Source organism: Duganella guangzhouensis, assembly GCF_009674535.1.
Classification (GTDB): domain Bacteria; phylum Pseudomonadota; class Gammaproteobacteria; order Burkholderiales; family Burkholderiaceae_D; genus Rugamonas; species Rugamonas guangzhouensis.
In genome coordinates, this window is record NZ_WKJK01000013.1 from 22,228 (window position 1) to 40,146 (window position 17,919).

Genomic DNA, 17,919 nt, shown 5'->3' on the forward strand with positions numbered 1-17,919 from the left:
AATCGAAAGGGAAAAGTGCATGAATTCCAGAAATATGGATGCCGCCTGCCTGCGCGCGCTGCGCCGCCGGGGCCATTCCGACACCAGCATTGCTGCCATGACGCCGGAGGAAGCGTTTTGTGAGTACTGCGCGTATCACGGGATCATGAATCTTTCCCCGGCCACGCTGCAAATGCTGGACAAACTGCGCGGCGAAGTCGCGGCGGCCCACTAAAAACAAACGCCACCCGAGGGTGGCGTTGTTGTTTGCTTGCTTGCGTTGCCGATCAACGGTAGAACGGCTCGACCGTGCCTTTCAGCTTGATCAGCATCGGATTGCCGAAGCGATCCAGTGCTTTGCCGGCCGGAACCTTGATCCAGCCTTCGCTGACGCAGTATTCATCCACGTCAGTGCGCTCTTTGCCGTTGAAATTGATGCCAACGTCGTGCTCGAACACGGCCGCGACATGGAATTTGCTGCGCGGATCGATCGACAGACGGTCCGGCAGTGGTGGGAGTTGAGTAGTATCGTTCATCCCGGCATTATATCAGCTGGTTTTGAAGATCAGCTGCGCCACCCGTTGTAATTTTGGATGCACCACCGGCACCGTCAGCATGGTGCTGCCGATCGCCATCAGTAGCAGCGCGGTAAAGGTTTCGCTGGTGATGATCTGTTTATCCAGAAGGATATTGACGAAGATAATCATGATCAGCGCCTTGGTCTGCAACAGCCAGCCGATGATGGATGCCTCGCCCGGTCCCCACTTCAGGATCTTACCGGCGATATGAATGCCGGCCAGCTTGCCGCTGACCGAGGCCACCAGCAGCACCGCCGCCACCAGGAACACCGCCGAACCGCCTACCGCCCAGTTGGTGCGCAGCCCGGTGCTGAGGAAGAACACCGGCATCACCGCCATCAGCACATTGGCACGCAGGAAGTCCATCTTTTGCTGATCGAACCATTCGGCATCCATCACCGCGCCAGCCAGGAAGGCGCCGACCATGTAATGCAAGCCGGCCCAGTCAGCCGCAAACGCACACAGCGCCAGCCAGATGAAGGACACATACCAGCGATCGCGCTCCTGAATCCGCACCATCATCATGCGGAACAGCTTGGTGACGATGGTGAACGCCAGCAGGAAACCGGCCTGGCGGCCGACACGGTCCCAGTCCAGCAGAATCACCGCCAGCACGCCCCAGATGGCGATATCGTCCAGGCTGGCATAGCGCAGGATGCGTTGGCCAATCGGCTGGCGCAGAATCTCCAGCTTTTCCATCAGCAGAATCAGGATCGGCAGCGCGGTCACGGCGCAAGCCATGCCCACGCCCAGCACGAATTGCCAGTCATGCGCTTTCGGCCCCATCCAGCCGGCATAGCCCAGCAGGCCAAGCGCGGCGATGCAGCCGAACAGCAGCGGCGTGCCCAGCGCCAGACCAGCGGTGATGGTGCTTTCGCGCCGGTGCTGCCAGGCTTTCTTGAGGTCCAGTTCGACACCGGCGATCATCACGAACATCATCACTGCCCACCAGGCGATGCCGTTCAGCGACTGCACCACCTGCGGGTTGAAGACAAAGGCGTAGTAATCCGGATAAGCGCGGCCCATAATGCCCGGCCCCAGCAAAATGCCGGTGATAATTTGCACCACCACCAGTGGCGCGTAGTAATCGGTCCCGCCCAGCCGCCAGATCAGATATGGCACGCTGAAAATGATGACCATGGCGATCAAGAAGATCTCTGTCGTTCCCATATGCATGGATGTCCCCTGTTGTGTAGTTTTGCTACATTTTAACGAGATTACGTGAAAAACTATACAATACTTGATTACTCAAGTATTATTCAAACATAATTCAACGATACATCAACAAGGACTCAACATGACCACTCCCATTAGCCCCAGCCTTGAATTCACGCTGCGCCTGGCGCGCGCCCAAGCCACGCTGGTGCGCCGCCTGGACCAGGTGTTGGGCGGCTATCACGGCATCAGCTTCAGCGATTTCATGCTGCTGCACTATCTGCACCGCTCGCCCGGCGGCCGCCTGCGCCGGGTCGATCTGGCCGAGCGCCAGGGGCTGACTGCGTCCGGCGTCACCCGCACCCTGCTGCCGCTGGAAAAAATCGGTCTGGTCGAGCGCCAGCAAGACCCGCGCGATGCGCGCGTGGCCTACGCCGCCATCACCGACACCGGCCGCGAGCTGCTGACCAACGCCACCACGGTGGCGGAGCAAATCAGTAAAGACCTGCTGCGCAGTTGCCCGCCAGCAGTATTCGACGACATGAGCAACGCGCTGGCACTCATCGCCGGCATGAACGCTTCCAATTCCTGACAGGAGAGCCAGATGGCCGACGTCCCACCGCAACGCGCCGCGTTAAAGCGCGACCCCAATTTCAAATGGCTGATGCGCGGCGGCGCGATCTCGGCGCTGGGCGACCAGATGACCATGATCGCCCTGCCCTGGCTGGTGCTGAAGCTAACCGGCGACACGCTGGCACTGGGCCTGGTGATCGCGCTGATGAGCATCCCGCGCGCCATCTTCATCCTGATCGGCGGCGCGGTGGTGGACCGTTACTCGCCCAAGCGCGTGCTGATGCTGACCAAGTACATCAACGCCGTGCTGCTTGCGCTGATGACGCTACTGGTGCTGAACATCTCGGCCATGCCGACCGTGGCGCTCAGCGATACGCTGTCGCTGACGGTCGTCATCTCACCGCAGATGGCGCTGCACATCATCTATCTGCTGGCGCTGGGCCTGGGTCTGGCGCAGGCGTTCGCCATGCCGTCCGGGATGTCGATCCTGCCGCTGGCGATCGTGCCCGAACATCTGCCAGCCGCCAACGGCATGATGATGGGACTGCGCCAGATCACCATGCTGGTCGGACCGCTGCTGGCAGCGGGCCTGCTGGCGATTGCCGGTGATGGCGGCGGCACCGTCAGCAATGGACGCGGCCTGGCACTGGCCTTCAGCTTCGACTGCTTCAGCTATCTGTTCTCGGCGTGGACGCTGGCGAAAGTAGCGCTGCTGCGCGATGCCGCTACGCCGCAGGCAGAAAAACAATCCGTCCTGCGCTCGGTCGGCGCCGGCCTGCGCATGGTGTGGGACGATGTGCCGATGCGGCTGTGCTTCATCTACTGGGGCACGGTGTCGCTGTTCATCGGCGGCGCGATGCAGGTAGCGATGCCGGTGCTGGCCAGCGAGCTGCATGGCGCCTCCACGCTCGGTCTGATCATGGGTGCGCATGGCGCCGGCACGCTGCTCGGCATGGGCGTCGCCGCCAAGCTGGGCGCGCGCCTGCGCTTCGTCGCCTTCGGCACCATGCTGCTCCTGGTGGACGGCATCGCCGGCCTGCTACTGGCGCCGATGGGCTATGTGCACGCGGTGTGGCAAGTGTCGCTGCTGATGCTGACACTCGGCCTGCTGACCGGCTACATGCAGATCAACGTCTTCACCTGGATCCAGAGCCGCGTGCCGCCGCAGATGATGGGCCGCGCGATGAGCATCTTCATGTTCATCTTTATGGGACTGGCGCCGTTGTCGGCGGCGGCCACCGGCTGGTTGCTGACGCAGGTCTCGCTGTCGCAATTGTTCCTCGGCGGTGGCATCATACTGGTGTTGTTCGCGGCGAGCGCTTATCTGTTCACGCCGATCCGCAGCATCGCCACCACCACACCGTAAAAGGACTTTGCATGGAAACCAAATGGCTGGAAGACTTCATCTCACTGGTGGAGACCAATAACTTCAGCCGCTCGGCGGCGCTGCGCCACGTGACGCAGCCCGCTTTTTCACGCCGCATCCAATCGCTGGAAAACTGGCTCGGCACCGACCTGGTCGACCGCACCTCCTACCCCACGCGTTTGACGCCGGCCGGCATCGTGTTCTACGAGCAGGCGCTGGAGATGCTATCGAAGATCAACGGCGCGCGCGAAATGCTGCGTTCCAAACGCGCCGCCGCGCAGACCAGCATCGACCTCGCCGTGCCGCACACACTGTCGCTGACCTTCGTGCCGAAATGGCTGACCAAACTGGAACAGGATTTCGCGCCGATCCGCAGCCGTCTGATGGCGCTCAACGTCCACGACGCCGTGCTGCAATTGGTCGAAGGCGGCTGCGATCTGCTGCTGTGCTACCACCATCCGCGTCAGCCGGTGCAGCTGGACCCGAGCCGCTACGACATGCTGGTGCTGGGCCACGAATCGCTGCGCGCCTATGCCCGTTGCGACAAGAACAAGGTGCCGGAGTATCAACTACCCGGCACCAAGCGCGCGCCGCTGCCCTTCCTCTCGTTCACCAACAATGCCTACCTCGGACGTATGGTGGAGCTGATACTCAACGATACAAAAATCCCGCTGCACCTGGAGCCGCGTTACGAAACCGACATGGCCGAGGGACTGAAGATGATGGCGCTGGAAGGTCATGGCATCGCCTTCCTGCCTGAATCCGCGGTCACGCGCGAGCTCAAACAAAAACAGCTGGCGCGCGCCGACCGCGATACCGCCGACTGGGAAATCGAAATGGAAATCCGCCTGTACCGCGAGCGCCCATCGCCCAGCCGGCAAGGTAAACCGATCGTCGACCGGCTGTGGGAGTTCCTCGAAGTGCAGCAGAACGGCGGCCGCAAACGCCGTGTCCCGGCATCGGAGCGTTAGACGATTAGCTAACTATGCGCTTTTTGCATAGCCGAATGCGCATACAGCATTGGCCGCCTCAAACACCCGGGCGTACGATTCGCATCACTTGAACGCAGCCACGAGCAGCGGTCAGCAAACGAATCCACTGGGAGCCTTGAGTATGACCACCGAACACGCAAAACACGCACTGCCTTCCTACCTCAACGCCGAAGATCTCGGTCCTTGGGGTGTCTACCTGCAGCAGATCGATCGCGTCACCCCGCACCTCGGCAGCTTGTCGCGCTGGGTCGAAACTCTCAAGCGCCCCAAGCGCATTCTGACCGTCGACGTTCCGATCGAACGCGATGATGGCACCATCGCCCACTACGAAGGCTATCGCGTGCAGCACAATATGTCGCGCGGCCCAGGCAAAGGCGGCGTGCGCTTTCACCAGGACGTAACGCTGTCCGAAGTGATGGCACTGTCGGCATGGATGACCGTGAAAAACGCGTCCGTCAACGTGCCATACGGCGGCGCCAAAGGCGGTATCCGCGTTGATCCGAAAACCCTGTCGCGTGGTGAGCTGCAGCGTCTGACCCGCCGCTACACCAGCGAAATCAGTTTGATCATCGGCCCTAACAAGGACATCCCCGCACCAGACGTCAACACCAACGAACAGGTGATGGCATGGATGATGGACTCCTACGCCATGATCGAAGGGAATCTGTCGACCGGCGTGGTGACCGGCAAACCAATCTCGCTGGGTGGCTCGCTGGGCCGCCGTGAAGCGACCGGCCGCGGCGTGTTCGTGGTGGGCCGCGAAGCCGCCGCCAAACGCGGCGTGGCGATTGCCGGTGCGCGGGTTGCGGTGCAGGGCTTCGGCAACGTCGGCGGCGTGGCCGCGACCATGTTCTCGGACGCTGGTTCCAAGATCATCGCGGTGCAGGATCATACCGCCACCGTGGTGCATCAAGGTGGTCTGGATGTTGCCTTGTTGCATAAGTTTGTCGCCGAAACTGGTGGTGTCGCCAACTTCCCTGGCGCCGAGCAAACGCTCGGTCGAGATGCCTTCTGGGACATCGAATCGGACATCCTGATTCCGGCTGCATTGGAACAGCAGATTACTGCCGCTAACGCGCCGCGAATTCGCACCAAAATCATTCTGGAAGGCGCCAACGGCCCTACCACGCCTGAAGCGGACGACATCCTGACCGATAAAGATGTGTTGATCGTTCCTGATGTATTGGCCAACGCAGGCGGCGTAACCGTGTCATACTTCGAATGGGTGCAGGATTTCTCCAGCTTCTTCTGGACTGAAGATGAAATTAATGCACGCCTTACCCGCATCATGCAGGAAGCATTCAACGCCGTTTGGGTGGTTGCGCAAGACAAGAAAGTCACGCTGCGCACCGCCACGTTTATCCTCGCTTGCACCCGAGTGCTGCAAGCCCGTGAAGTTCGTGGCCTCTACCCATAAGCACTGAATCGCCAGCAGTTTGCGCCTGTACCAGCCTTTGGCTCGTGCGGGCGTTTTTCGCTTTAAACAAGGACTAAAGAATAAATGACCACGATTGAACAAAAGGCACTGGCCTATCACCGTGCAGGCAGCGCCGGCAAGATCGCCATCGAAATCACCAAAAGTGTCAGCACCCAGGAAGACCTGGCGCTGGCTTACTCGCCGGGCGTCGCCGCGCCGTGCGTGGAAATCAAACGCGATCCAACCAAGGCTTATGAATACACCGCCAAGGGCAACCTGGTGGGCGTCATCACCAACGGCAGCGCGGTGCTCGGCCTGGGCAACATCGGCGCGCTGGCCGGCAAGCCGGTGATGGAAGGTAAAGTGGTACTGTTCAAAAAATTCGCCGGCATCGACGCCTTCGACATCGAGATCGACGAGAGCGATCCGGACAAGCTGGTCGACATCATCGCCGCCCTGCATCCAACCTTCGGCGGCATCAACCTGGAAGACATCAAGGCACCGGAGTGCTTCTACATTGAACGCAAGCTGCGCGAGCGTCTGTCGATTCCAGTGTTCCACGACGACCAGCACGGCACCGCCATCGTGGTCGGCGCCGGCATGCTGAACGCGATTGAAATGACCGGCCGCGATATCGCCACCGTGAAGATCGTCTGCTCGGGCGCCGGCGCGGCCGCCGTGGCCTGCCTGGAACTGCTGGTGGATCTGGGCGCGCAGCGTCACAACATCTTCGTTTGCGACTCCAAAGGCGTGCTGACCACCGCGCGCAATCTGGATGGCGAAAAAGCCGCGTGGGCACAAGACACCACCGCCACCACGCTGTCGGAAGTGATGGAAGGTGCCGACGTGTTCCTGGGCGTGTCCGGTCCTGGCGTGCTGTCGCAGGCCGACATCCAGCGCATGAAAGCACATCCTATCGTCTTCACGCTGGCCAATCCGGAACCGGAACTGCGTCCGGAACTGGTGCGCGAAGTGGCGCCGGACGCCATCATCGCCACCGGTCGTTCGGACTATCCGAACCAGATCAACAACGCACTGTGCTTCCCTTACCTGTTCCGCGCCGCGCTGGATTCGGGCGCGTCCACCATCAACCAGGAAATGAAGCGCGCCTGCGTGGTGGCGCTGGCCGACATGGCGCGCAGCGACGCGCGCTTCAGCAAGGACTACATCGTGCCTGGCCTGCTGGACCCGCGCCTGCTGAGCGGCGTCACGCCGAAGATCGCCACCGCCGCATGGCGCAGCGGCGTCGCCCGCAAGGAGTTGGTGGAGCTGGAATACGCCGACGATCTGAAGGATCTGGCGGAATCGCTGCTGTAATCAGTTCTTCGGCGGGCGGATGCCGGTGTACTGAGCCGACACCAGCAGCCACTTGCCGTCCCTGAGCTGAGCTACATAACCGGCGCGCATCGCCATGGTGCGCGCCGTCTCTCCCGTGCCCATGGTGTAAGTCAACCGCGCGTAGATAACGGCGCTGTCGCCCTGCACGCGCACCAGCGGTTCGTCGACCTGCACTTGCGGTGCCGCGCGCTTCTGATCCGGCGCATAGAACGACAACATCTTGTCGCGTCCATCCACCTCGCCCAGTGGCGAAATCTCCGCATAGTTTTCTGCCGTGATGGCCTTCAGCGTGGCCTGATCGAAGGTCCGCTGCGCCTCGACGTGCCGCTGCACCAGCGACACCAGCGCCGCATCGTCCGCGGCAAACGCACTGCTGGCCAGCGCCAGCAACGCTACTGCTAAAAGCTGCTTCACCATAGTCTTCCTCATTTGGGTTGTAAGGCAATGACGGCCATGCCGGCCAGGGCCAGCGCGGCGCCGATGACATCGAAGCGCGTCAGCGCAATGCCATCCACGAAGCGCAGCCACAACAGCGCCACGCAGATATAGGCGCCGCCATATGCGGCGTACGTGCGGCCGGCGGCTGTGGGGTGCAGCGTTAGCAACCACGCAAACAACACCAGCGACGCCGCAGCCGGCAACAACAACCACACCGGCTTGTCCTGCTTGAGCACCAGCCAGGGCAAATAACAGCCCACAATTTCCGCCAGCGCCGTCACAAAAAACAGCGCCGCGATTCTCAGCATATCCACTACATTTTCTCCATGCTTCGATTGATGAGACGCACAGCGGCATCGACGCCGTTCTCCTGCACCATCGCGCGCGCGACCTGCGCGGCTTTGATGCGCCATTCCGGCTTGCTGCGCACAAGCGCAATGCGCTCGGCCAGTTGGCTCGCCGTGACGCTGCGGCGCCTGGTCAGCTTGCCGGCGACGCCGATGCGCCGCAGTTCGTTGGCCCAGTGTTCCTGCTCGCTGATGTGGGCGATGACGATGTGTGGCACGCCGGCCAGCGTGACCGATTGCGTGGTGCCGGCGCCGCCGTGATGCAGCACCGCCGCGCAGCGTGGGAATATCAGATGATGCGGCGAGGCGGAGACGTACATGATGCGGTCGTCCGGCTGGAAGCCGCAAGCTTCCCAGGCTGGCGACTGGATCACAGCGCGGCAGCCGGCCTGGCGCGCTGCATCGCTCAGCATCCGCAGGGTGTCGCGCTGGTTAGGCAGGTCTTGCGGCATCCAGCTGCCCAGGGTCATGTAGACCGGCGCCTCGCCGGCGTCGAGGAAAGCCGCCAGCGCGGCGCTTAGCTGCCCTTCCAGCGACATGTTCGGCATATCGAGGAAGCCGCTCAGCTGCACCGCATCCGGCCAATCCGGCTGGCGCTCGCAGATCTGCGGACTCACGGCCACCAAGGTCAGATACGGCGACAGCCATACTTCGCTGACCACATCGCGCACAGGCCGCATGCCGAGCCGTCGCCGCAAGCCGTTCACATACGGCGCCAGCTCGCGATGCAGCAAGGTGCGCGTCAACCACCACAGGAAACCGTTGAACATGCGCGGCCAGCGCAACGGATGGCTGTAGGCGCTGGGCACCGCCGCGTGCGACAGCAGCACGCTGACATACGGCTTGCCCGCCCGCTCCGCCGCCACCTGCAAGGGATACATGAAGTAATGTCCGATCAGCAGATCCGACTCCGCAGCCAGTTGCTGGGCCGCCGCGATCATCGCCTCCTCCGCCGGCTGGAAGCAGCGGCGCAGTATCAGCGCCATCTGCCGCAGCGGATCGCGCGCGCTGACGATGGAGATGCCGATCTCCGCCGCCTCATCCCGCTGAATCACCGGCGACGCCACGGTGCGGATCGTGACGCCGGCCGCCGACTGCACAGCGGCATACACGTCGCTATCGACGCAGGTGATCACCAGCGTCACCTCATGGCCAGCCAGCTGCAAACCCTCGGCCAGCGCCAGCATAGGCCGTATATCGCCGTGACTACCCCAGGTTTGCAGGCCAATCTTCAACGCAGCACTCCTCCCATTCACATGTTTCAAATTATGTAATGGTCAGGGTGCTGCGGGCAAGCGTTAATTAGCCGTTGGCGATGCGGCGCACTTCATCTTCGGCCGGTGCCTCCGGCGCGGCGCGACGGCGGGTACGGCCGCGCAAGCCGGTGACGCTGGCGGTATGCGACTCCAGCTTGAACACGTCCACCACATGCGCCAGGCTGGTGGCCTGATCCTGCAGCTCCTGCGCCGCCGCCGATGCCTGCTCCACCAGCGCGGTATTCTGCTGCGTCATGCTGTCCATCTCGCCGATGGCGTTGTTGACCTGCTCGATGCCGGCCGTCTGCTCCATGCTGGCGCCGCTGATTTCGCCCATGATCTCGGTCACGTGCTGGACGCTGTTCACCACCTGATGCATGGTCTCAGCCGCCTTGTGCACCTGCTCCGAACCGGCGCCCACCTTCACCACCGAATCGTCGATCAGCGACTTGATTTCCTTGGCCGCCGCCGCCGAGCGCTGCGCCAGATTACGCACCTCGGTCGCCACCACCGCAAAGCCGCGTCCCTGCTCACCGGCGCGCGCCGCTTCCACTGCCGCGTTCAGCGCCAGAATATTGGTCTGGAAGGCGATACCGTCGATCACCGAGATGATGTCCACGATCTTCTTCGACGACTCGTTAATCGACGCCATCGTCACTTCCACCTGCTCCATCACCTGCCCGCCCTGCACCGACACGTCGGACGCCGACACCGCCAGCGTATTGGCCTGCATCGCATTATGCGCATTCTGGCGCACGGTGCCGGTCAGTTCTTCCATCGCGGTCGCCACCTTCTCCAGCGACGCCGACTGATGCTCGGTGCGCAGCGACAGATCGCGATTGCCGCTGGCGATTTCCGACGACGCCGTGGTAATCAGATTGGTACCCTGCCGCACCTGGCCGACAATCGACGACAGGCTGTCGCGCATGGCCGCAATCGCATGCAGCAAACTGGTTTTATCATTAGCCTTGACCTGCACCGCCACCGACAGATCGCCCTCGGCGATCTTGTTGGCGATATCCGTGGCATACGCCGGCTCGCCGCCCAGCTGCTTGAGCAGCAGTTGCGTATTCACCCACGCGACCAGCACACTCACCACCAGCGACAACACCGCCTGCAGCACAATCCACAGGAAAGCCTGATGCGCATGCTCGTCCACACCAGCGCTGGCTTCGCGCGTTTCAGCCTGCGCGGCACTCAACACAGCGGCGATATCGGCCACGATCTGCTTGCGCAGCGGGCTACATTCATTGGTGAGGAAAGCGGCGTAGCCCTCCATGTCGCCCGCCTCGCGCAACGCGCGCGGACGCTTCAGCGCGTCGGCCATCTTCAGCAGGCCGACACGGACCTTGTCGAAATTGGCGTCACCCTGATAGGCCGGCGTCATCTTCTCCAGCGCCTCCAGATAAATCGCACGCTGTTCGTCCAGCACAGTCAGTTCACGCGCGGCCTGCGCGTTATCGGTGACGATATACCCATTGCGCGCCGCGATGCCGGTCTGCGCCAGCGCCTCACGCGCCACATACAGCGGCTCCAGCTTGTCGGCCATCAGACGCTGCTCGTTGTGGAACGCATTGGTGATCGAATTCATGCGAACGATGGCGAAGGTCGCCATGATCAGCATCAGCGCCGTCAGCGTGCCGAAGCTGAGTGCCAATTGGGTACCAATTTTCAGTTTTTTAAAAGCTTCCATCATCTTCCATTTGTACAGGACGAACGAAAAAAACGACGCGGATAGCGCCGTTAGCTCGGTGGATCAAAAAGGGGAGTACAGACACGCGCCAACAGGCCAGACCAGCGCGTTATTGACTTCTGGAATTATTATGCATTAACAAATGCCGAAAATAAATAAAAATTGTCTAACACAACGAGCAGTTGTTCGGAATTACCACACTTGCTTAACGGGTAACAGAGTAGGCCCGCAAACCGCTGTCGTCGCCGGACAGCAGCACCGCGTGGTCGCTGAACAGCATTTGCCGGAAAATGGGCGTAGAACCTAGCGCCACGCCAGTCGGCAACGTGAACTGCAGCACCGTCGACGCTGATGCCGACAGCGGATTCGAACCCACCACATAATCCGCCAGCACCAGGATATCGCCCACCGGGTCGCCGCTCTGGAGCGAACCGACCACACTGCCGGCGATGGTGATGCCGCCGCTGAACGCATGCGCGTCGATCACCGACGTGCGCACATTGCCGCTCCAGTGGGTGGACAAGCTCTCCTGCGTCAGATCGGTGCGGTCGCTGGCCAGCACCGGCGCGCCCGCATCGCTCACCGCCACGCCCATCACACCACCGGCGCTGGTGGTCGTAGCTTTACCGTTCCACAGCACGCCCATTTTGCCGGCGCTGTTCAAGGCAATCGGATACGGCTGCGCACCGCTGGTGGCGAGCGAACGGATGGTCGGCGCGCCAGCGCCCTTGGCCCACATGGCCAGCGTGGCGCCGCCGCCTTCCATCCAGCCCGCCAGCACCGCGCCGCCGGAAGCCGCCACGTAAGGATGCAGCGCCGAGGTGGAAATGGTGAACGGTGGCGTCAGCTGTTTGCCATTGAAATCGAACTTGCACAGCTTGAGCAGATACTGTGTCTTATCGGTGACCGGCAACAGCGAGAAGGTGGTGGCCAGCCAGAAGCCGTTGCCATCGACCGCGCCGCCGTTCTCCGCCGCCGCGTATTCGGTGGTCGACGTCGACGCCACCGCCGGATACAGATCGCTGCCGCTATCCAGCAGCTTGGCTTGCGCATCGAAATGCAGCAGCCGCGTGCCGGACGATGCCTGCACCATGATGAAGCCATCGGGCGACAGCATCATCAGCCATTCACCGGTGTAGTCCGCAGCCAGCGAGAAGCCGTAATCGGTACTGGACAGCAGCTTGCCCTGCTTATCCAGCACGCTCAGTCGCGTGGCCGCATACGCCGGTGCGCCGCTGACGGTGATGAAGGAATCGGAACGCGAGCGCACCACGATATGGTCGCCCACCACCAGCGCATCCGCCATCGCCGGCAGCGCGGCGCCATTGGCCAGCGTCACGGCGGCCGAAGCGCCAACGGCAATCGTGGCAGCGGCGGCGGAAGCGCTGGAAGAACTGGTGGAAGCGGTCGAAGAGGAAGCCGAGCCACCGCCGCAACCGCTCACCACAGCGGCCAGCAGCAGCCCGGCCATAAGAAGGAATGAAACACGCATGCAGGCAGTATAAAAAGAAAAACATCTTCCCCTCTACACCGCCCGCATGGCCTGGCGAGCCAGGCGAATGCTCTGTCAAGCCATTAGTGACTTACGGATTGCGGATCACCGCGCCGCCCTTCATTACGAACGACACCTTGGTCAGTTCACTGGCGTTGTCGGCAGGGTTGCCGTTGACCGCGATGATGTCCGCGAACTTGCCGACGCTGATCGAACCAACGCGGTCCTTCCAGCCCAGCAGATCGGCGGCGTTGATGGTCGCCGCTTGGATCGCCTGCATCGAGGTCATGCCGTACTTGGTCATGTAGAAGAACTGCTTGGCATTGTCACCATGCGGATAAACGCCGGAGTCGGTGCCGAAGGCCATCTTGGCGCCGCCCTGGAACGCCTTGCGGAAGTTATCGCGCTGCAGTTGGCCGATCACCTTTTCCTTCTCGATCGATTCCGGCAGCATGCCGGCCTTGGCGCCTTCCTGCAGGATGAAGTCATCGTTGTAGATGTCCATCACCAGATACGTGCCCTTCTCCTTGGCCAGCTTGATGCCCTCCTCGTCGATCAGGCTCGCGTGTTCGATCGAATCGACGCCGGCGATGATGGCGTCGTGAATCGCGTGGGTGCCGTGCGCGTGCGCGGCCACCTTGCGGCCCAGCTTATGCGCCTCGCTGACGATGGCCTGCATCTCTTCCAGCGTGTATTGCTGCGCGCCCGGCTCGTCGCCCTTGGACAGCACACCGCCCGAAGCGCAGATCTTGATCACGTCGGCGCCGTACTTGGCCATCTCGCGTACCTTGGCACGCGCTTCCCACGGACCGTCGGCCACGCCGCGACCGGTGAAGTTCACTTCAGGCGGCAGCAGGTTCTCGTCGCAGTGACCACCCTTGATGCCGATCGCGTAGCCGGCGGTGCGCATGCGCGGGCCGATCACGTCGCCGTCGTTGATGGCATCGCGCAGCGCCACGTCGCCAAAGCCGGCGGCGCCGACGTTACGCACGGTGGTGAAGCCCGCCTCCAGCGTTTTACGGGCGGCGCGCGCGCCGTACAGCGCGGCGCGGGTGTCGGACACGCCCAACGAGTTATAGCCGCTCAGGTATGGGTCGGCGGTCAGGTGGGTGTGCATGTCGATCAGGCCAGGCAGCACGGTCTGCGCCGACAGGTCGATCACCTTGGCGCCGGCCGGCACCGTGGTCGAGGCGCTCGGGCCGACCGCGCTGATACGCTCACCGGTGATGATGATGGTCTGATCCTTCAATACCGTGCCGGCGACCACGTCGACCAGTTTGCCGGCGCGGATGACCGTGACCTGGTCGGCGGCGTGCACGCTTGCACTCAACACTGCGGCGGAAATCAGGAGGTGCTTCAGTTTCATGGAGGGTCGCCCTTTTTGTTTGGATGAAAACAAAAAGAATAGCAGAGCCCTCGCCAAATAAGAAGCTACCCCGGCCAGGCGCAGGTGCGGAAACCTGCAAAGATATCGTCACGCTCCGGCAGCTGGAAATGACGGAATTTGACCGAGCCAAAACGTGCCGGCGTGGCAAACGAAGCGCCGCGCAGCACTTGGTGGGTGTGGAACCAGGGCTCCGAATATTCGCGATAACGGTCCGCCACAAAGTCGGGATAAGGTTCGAATGGCGACGCGGTCCACTCCCACAACTGGCCCCAGCGCAGCGCCGGGTGGCCGGACAAAGCCGCATATTCCCACTCTGCCTCAGTGGGCAGGCGCCGTCCGGCCCAGGCGCAATACGCCTGCGCCTCATACAGATTCACATGTCGCACCGGCTCGGTGCCGGCCAGCGTGGATAGCTTCCCGAAGCGCATGGTGCGCCATTGGCCGCCATCGCGCTGCCAGTAGCGCGGCGCCGAACGTTCCTGCTGCATCAGCCAGTCGGCGCCCGCATTGCTCCAGAACTGACGGTTATCGTAGCCGCCATCCATGACGAAATCTGCATACTGGGCATTCGTTACCAAGCTGCTGTCCATGCGGAACGGCGCAACACGGAAGGCATGCGGCTGGCGCTCGTTATCGAATACAAAGCCCTTGTCCGGCTGTGATCCCAACAGCACGGTACCGCCGGGGAAGCCGAGTTCGGACGGCGCAAAAGATGATGGCATCTCGCTGAACGCCTGCGGCGGCGCGGCCAGGCCCAGGGTTTGCAACGCGTGCAGCAAAGCTTCGCCGCGCATGTCTTCATACGCCAGCGCCAGGCGATACGGATACAACGCCTCATCGGTGTTGGGCTCGCGCGACAGCTTGTCCAGCACCCGGTCCAGCACTTCGTGGCAGTAGGTTTTGACACCGCCGCTGCTGGGCAGGTCCAGCGTCCAGCGGCTGCGGTGCGGCACGTTGGCGGCATCGAACCAGTCGTCGCCCTTGGTCAGCAGGCAGTTGCCGTTGGCGTCAGCGGGATGGCTGGAGGCGGCTTCGCGCAGGATGAACCATTCGGCAAACCAGGCGATGTGGCCCAGCTCCCACAACGGAGGATTAATGATGCGCAGCTGCGGCACGCGCGCCGACGCGTCCAGGCCGGCGGCGACAAAACAATCGAACAGCGACAGCGTATAATCCCGCGCATGCTGAAGGGCCTGGGCTATCTGCTGCGAGGTGGCGTTGCGGAATGAGGAGCTCATGGGCCGATTGTAACCACTTTCAGGCCAAATTTAACAGAAAGACCAACCATGAGCGCAGAACCAATCAAACTGACCTCCTTCTCGCACGGCGGTGGCTGCGGCTGCAAAATCGCGCCCGGCGTGCTGTCCGAGATCCTGAAGAACTCCAACGGCTTCCCGGTGCCGAAAGAACTGCTGGTCGGGATTGAAACCGCCGACGACGCCGCCGTCTATAAACTGAACGACGAACAGGCGCTGATCGCCACCACCGACTTCTTCATGCCCATCGTCGACGATCCGTACGACTTTGGCCGCATCGCCGCCACCAACGCCATCTCCGACGTGTATGCGATGGGCGGCACGCCCATCATGGCGCTGGCCCTGGTCGGCATGCCGATCAACAAACTGCCGATCGAAACCATCGGCCAGATCATCAAAGGCGGCGAATCGATCTGCGCCGAAGCCGGCATCCCCATCGCCGGCGGCCACACCATCGACTCGGTGGAACCGATCTACGGCCTGGTGGTGATGGGCCTGATCCACCCATCCAAAGTAAAGCGCAACGCCGACGCCCAAGCCGGCGACGTGCTAGTGCTGGGCAAACCGCTGGGCGTGGGCGTGCTATCGGCCGCGCTAAAAAAGGACAAACTGGATGCGGACGGCTACCAGGCCATGATCGCCAACACCACCAAGCTGAATAAGCCAGGCAAGGCGCTGTCCGAACTGGCCGGCGTGCACGCGCTGACCGACGTCACCGGCTTCGGCCTGCTGGGCCACCTGCTGGAACTGGCGCGCGGCGCCAAGCTGGAAGCGCATCTGGAGATGAACAAGATCCCGCTGCTGCCCGGCGTGGAGCAACTGGCGCACGATGGCTACTTCACCGGCGCCTCCGGCCGCAACTGGGCCGCGTATGGCCATGACGTCAAGCTTGCCGAAACCATCACGCCGGCGCAGCACTCGCTGCTGACCGACCCGCAAACCTCGGGCGGCCTGCTGGTCAGCTGCGATCCGGCCAGCGTGGAAGAAGTGCTGGCCCTGTTCAAGCGCGAAGGCTTCGGCGAGGCCGCCGTCATCGGCCGCATGGCAGAAGGCCAGCCCCGCGTGAACGTAGTTTAAACAATCAGCGAGCGCGAAGGCTTCTGCACGCGCTGCTTTATGTGCCTTCTTGCCGCGCCAGGTCACCCTCGACCCAGCAGCCAGCGCAACTAATCCTTGCATGGGTGCCCTGCCTGATGATCAGAATATGTGGTTGTACTGGATGCCTACCATTTGAATGTAAGTCTTGTAGGCTCCCGTGGTCGTCTCGCCATTGCCGGAGCAAGTTGTCAGCGCCGGGTTACACGTATCGGTGTAGCCGGCCAGAGCGTCCTTGATATGCATATAGGTGTATGCCCAATCGATAGAGGCGTTCTGGTTCAAGCGATAACTTCCGCCAACCGACAACAAGGACCGCGCGCTGTCCGGCAATGACGGATGGCGCGCCTGGCCACCAGAGATGGGCGACTGATCATAGCCCAGCCCGGTGCGCAACATAACCCCCTCTTTGACCTGATAATTCAAGCCGACCGACATACGATAGGTGTCGCGCCAATTCATATGGATCGTCGCCGGCCCCACGCCATTGCTCTGCGAGATGACCAGGTCCTGCAAGCGCGAATTGCGTGTCCAGGTCACATCCCCCATCAGCGCGATAGTCGGGTTCAGTTGATGAAACAGGTTCGCCGACAGCGTTTCCGGCGTGGCGAGGCTGACCGCGGCTTTGCTGCTGGGTTCCTGCTCTTCCGCCAGTGCGCGCATCGACACGCCGTTGAGATGGCCACCGGTAAAGCTGCCGGTGACCTTGCTGAAGTCCCACCTCCAATCGCCTTTCAGCGTCTGTTTGATACTGGAACGGTAGGCCAGGCCAAAACGGGTGGCCTCATCCAGCTGGAACATATAGCCGATGTTCCAGCCGTAAGCCCAGTCGTCGCCACTGATACGCGACTGGCCGTCGCCGGAAATGCCAGCGGACGAGCTGCCATACTGTGCGCCGATTTCGGCGGCGGCGGTCGTGACATCCCCCGCCTGCTTCATCTTGGCCGTCATGTACTGCGCGCTGACACCGAGGCCGATCGAATGCCGGTCGTTCAACTTGAACGAAACAGACGGATTGATGTCCACCGTCTTCAGCTCGATGCTCTGCAGCGAATAGCGCCCGACCCAATTGTCGCCGTAGTCGAGCTTGGCGCCATACGGGACGAACATGCCGACGCCCACCGCCAGACGGTCGTTGATTTCATGCGTCAGGTAGAACGATGGCGCGCCCGCAAGCTTCGGTGCGAAGGTGCCGCCATTGCCGCCCCCGGTCGGCTTGCCCAGCACATTGGTCGACCCCAGGTCGGTATAGCTCGAATGCGGCACCACCAACGTCAAGCCGGCGGACAATTCGGTCCCTTTCAAGCGCGCCATGGCGGCCGGATTGGTGAACAGCACGCTGGCATCGTTCGCCTCCGCCGCGTTGGAGAATGCGCTCCCCTGCCCTGAAATGGTTTGCGAACCGAATTGGTATCCCGAGGCCGAGGCCGCGCCGGATAGCGCCACCGACCACATGGTCATGACCGCCAGACTGATTTTTTTCAGTTTCAATTTTGTCTCCTTTTTATATGGATGTGTGATGCGGCTTTAATTCATGCCACCAGGTCTTACCGCATC

Annotated in this window: 17 protein-coding genes; 7 read left to right on the forward strand and 10 right to left on the reverse strand. The window is 62.1% G+C overall.

Translation table 11 applies throughout. The annotated features are described in order from the left end of the window. Window positions 1-19: 19 nt before the first annotated feature. Window positions 20-214, forward strand: a complete 195-nt coding sequence (locus GJ699_RS22635; RefSeq protein ID WP_229262246.1) for a hypothetical protein — start codon at window positions 20-22, stop codon at window positions 212-214. Window positions 215-266: 52 nt separating this feature from the next. On the opposite strand, the gene GJ699_RS22640 is transcribed toward GJ699_RS22635, so the two are convergent. After that, a complete protein-coding gene (locus tag GJ699_RS22640; RefSeq protein ID WP_154380576.1) occupies window positions 267-515 on the reverse strand; it encodes a DUF3297 family protein in 249 nt (82 codons plus the stop codon). Between the two features lie 12 nt (window positions 516-527). Continuing rightward, window positions 528-1,733: a cation:proton antiporter gene (locus GJ699_RS22645; protein ID WP_154380578.1), complete on the reverse strand. Its 1,206-nt coding sequence runs from the start codon at window positions 1,731-1,733 to the stop codon at window positions 528-530. A 121-nt stretch (window positions 1,734-1,854) separates the two neighbouring features. Here GJ699_RS22645 and GJ699_RS22650 point away from each other — a divergent pair, with 121 nt between their 5' ends. From GJ699_RS22650 to GJ699_RS22670, 5 genes are all read left to right on the forward strand, one after another. Beyond that, window positions 1,855-2,304, forward strand: a complete 450-nt coding sequence (locus tag GJ699_RS22650; RefSeq protein ID WP_154380580.1) for a MarR family winged helix-turn-helix transcriptional regulator — start codon at window positions 1,855-1,857, stop codon at window positions 2,302-2,304. A 12-nt stretch (window positions 2,305-2,316) separates the two neighbouring features. Further along, on the forward strand, window positions 2,317-3,651 hold the full coding sequence (locus GJ699_RS22655; RefSeq protein ID WP_154380582.1) for an MFS transporter: 1,335 nt from the start codon (window positions 2,317-2,319) through the stop codon (window positions 3,649-3,651). An 11-nt stretch (window positions 3,652-3,662) separates the two neighbouring features. Next, window positions 3,663-4,622, forward strand: coding sequence for a LysR substrate-binding domain-containing protein (locus GJ699_RS22660; protein WP_154380583.1), 960 nt, complete (start codon window positions 3,663-3,665; stop codon window positions 4,620-4,622). A 142-nt stretch (window positions 4,623-4,764) separates the two neighbouring features. After that, window positions 4,765-6,060, forward strand: a complete 1,296-nt coding sequence (locus tag GJ699_RS22665; protein ID WP_154380585.1) for a Glu/Leu/Phe/Val family dehydrogenase — start codon at window positions 4,765-4,767, stop codon at window positions 6,058-6,060. A gap of 84 nt (window positions 6,061-6,144) precedes the next feature. Beyond that, entirely contained in the window at window positions 6,145-7,377 is a 1,233-nt protein-coding gene (locus tag GJ699_RS22670) for a malic enzyme-like NAD(P)-binding protein (RefSeq protein WP_154380587.1), read from the forward strand. On the opposite strand, the gene GJ699_RS22675 is transcribed toward GJ699_RS22670, so the two are convergent. The 7 genes from GJ699_RS22675 to senA form a co-directional block, all read right to left on the reverse strand. Then, the gene (locus GJ699_RS22675) at window positions 7,378-7,815 is read right to left on the reverse strand and encodes a nuclear transport factor 2 family protein (RefSeq protein WP_195763626.1); all 438 of its coding nucleotides are present in this window, start codon (window positions 7,813-7,815) and stop codon (window positions 7,378-7,380) included. 8 nt (window positions 7,816-7,823) lie between these two features. After that, on the reverse strand, window positions 7,824-8,144 hold the full coding sequence (locus GJ699_RS22680) for a YnfA family protein (protein WP_154380881.1): 321 nt from the start codon (window positions 8,142-8,144) through the stop codon (window positions 7,824-7,826). Window positions 8,145-8,149: 5 nt separating this feature from the next. Continuing rightward, entirely contained in the window at window positions 8,150-9,418 is a 1,269-nt protein-coding gene (locus GJ699_RS22685) for a glycosyltransferase (protein WP_154380590.1), read from the reverse strand. A gap of 67 nt (window positions 9,419-9,485) precedes the next feature. Then, complete coding sequence (locus GJ699_RS22690; RefSeq protein WP_154380884.1) at window positions 9,486-11,132, reverse strand: methyl-accepting chemotaxis protein; 1,647 nt, start codon at window positions 11,130-11,132, stop codon at window positions 9,486-9,488. Between the two features lie 205 nt (window positions 11,133-11,337). After that, on the reverse strand, window positions 11,338-12,603 hold the full coding sequence (locus GJ699_RS22695) for a hypothetical protein (RefSeq protein WP_154380592.1): 1,266 nt from the start codon (window positions 12,601-12,603) through the stop codon (window positions 11,338-11,340). A 112-nt stretch (window positions 12,604-12,715) separates the two neighbouring features. Further along, window positions 12,716-13,990: a Xaa-Pro dipeptidase gene (locus tag GJ699_RS22700; protein ID WP_154380594.1), complete on the reverse strand. Its 1,275-nt coding sequence runs from the start codon at window positions 13,988-13,990 to the stop codon at window positions 12,716-12,718. Between the two features lie 65 nt (window positions 13,991-14,055). Next, window positions 14,056-15,249 (reverse strand): selenoneine synthase SenA, encoded by a 1,194-nt coding sequence (gene senA / locus GJ699_RS22705; protein WP_154380596.1) that lies wholly within the window; start codon window positions 15,247-15,249, stop codon window positions 14,056-14,058. Between the two features lie 48 nt (window positions 15,250-15,297). Here senA and selD point away from each other — a divergent pair, with 48 nt between their 5' ends. Beyond that, entirely contained in the window at window positions 15,298-16,344 is a 1,047-nt protein-coding gene (gene selD / locus GJ699_RS22710; protein ID WP_154380598.1) for a selenide, water dikinase SelD, read from the forward strand. A 120-nt stretch (window positions 16,345-16,464) separates the two neighbouring features. On the opposite strand, the gene GJ699_RS22715 is transcribed toward selD, so the two are convergent. Next, a complete protein-coding gene (locus tag GJ699_RS22715) occupies window positions 16,465-17,853 on the reverse strand; it encodes an OmpP1/FadL family transporter (RefSeq protein WP_154380600.1) in 1,389 nt (462 codons plus the stop codon). Window positions 17,854-17,919 lie beyond the last annotated feature (66 nt).

Coding starts and splice junctions, on each gene's coding strand:
- GJ699_RS22635 (WP_229262246.1), top strand. CDS start 20: ATGAATTCCAGAAATATGGATGCCGCCTGCCTGCGCGCGCTGCGCCGC.
- GJ699_RS22640 (WP_154380576.1), bottom strand. CDS start 515: ATGAACGATACTACTCAACTCCCACCACTGCCGGACCGTCTGTCGATC.
- GJ699_RS22645 (WP_154380578.1), bottom strand. CDS start 1,733: ATGCATATGGGAACGACAGAGATCTTCTTGATCGCCATGGTCATCATT.
- GJ699_RS22650 (WP_154380580.1), top strand. CDS start 1,855: ATGACCACTCCCATTAGCCCCAGCCTTGAATTCACGCTGCGCCTGGCG.
- GJ699_RS22655 (WP_154380582.1), top strand. CDS start 2,317: ATGGCCGACGTCCCACCGCAACGCGCCGCGTTAAAGCGCGACCCCAAT.
- GJ699_RS22660 (WP_154380583.1), top strand. CDS start 3,663: ATGGAAACCAAATGGCTGGAAGACTTCATCTCACTGGTGGAGACCAAT.
- GJ699_RS22665 (WP_154380585.1), top strand. CDS start 4,765: ATGACCACCGAACACGCAAAACACGCACTGCCTTCCTACCTCAACGCC.
- GJ699_RS22670 (WP_154380587.1), top strand. CDS start 6,145: ATGACCACGATTGAACAAAAGGCACTGGCCTATCACCGTGCAGGCAGC.
- GJ699_RS22675 (WP_195763626.1), bottom strand. CDS start 7,815: ATGGTGAAGCAGCTTTTAGCAGTAGCGTTGCTGGCGCTGGCCAGCAGT.
- GJ699_RS22680 (WP_154380881.1), bottom strand. CDS start 8,144: ATGCTGAGAATCGCGGCGCTGTTTTTTGTGACGGCGCTGGCGGAAATT.
- GJ699_RS22690 (WP_154380884.1), bottom strand. CDS start 11,132: ATGGAAGCTTTTAAAAAACTGAAAATTGGTACCCAATTGGCACTCAGC.
- GJ699_RS22695 (WP_154380592.1), bottom strand. CDS start 12,603: ATGGCCGGGCTGCTGCTGGCCGCTGTGGTGAGCGGTTGCGGCGGTGGC.
- GJ699_RS22700 (WP_154380594.1), bottom strand. CDS start 13,990: ATGAAACTGAAGCACCTCCTGATTTCCGCCGCAGTGTTGAGTGCAAGC.
- senA (WP_154380596.1), bottom strand. CDS start 15,249: ATGAGCTCCTCATTCCGCAACGCCACCTCGCAGCAGATAGCCCAGGCC.
- selD (WP_154380598.1), top strand. CDS start 15,298: ATGAGCGCAGAACCAATCAAACTGACCTCCTTCTCGCACGGCGGTGGC.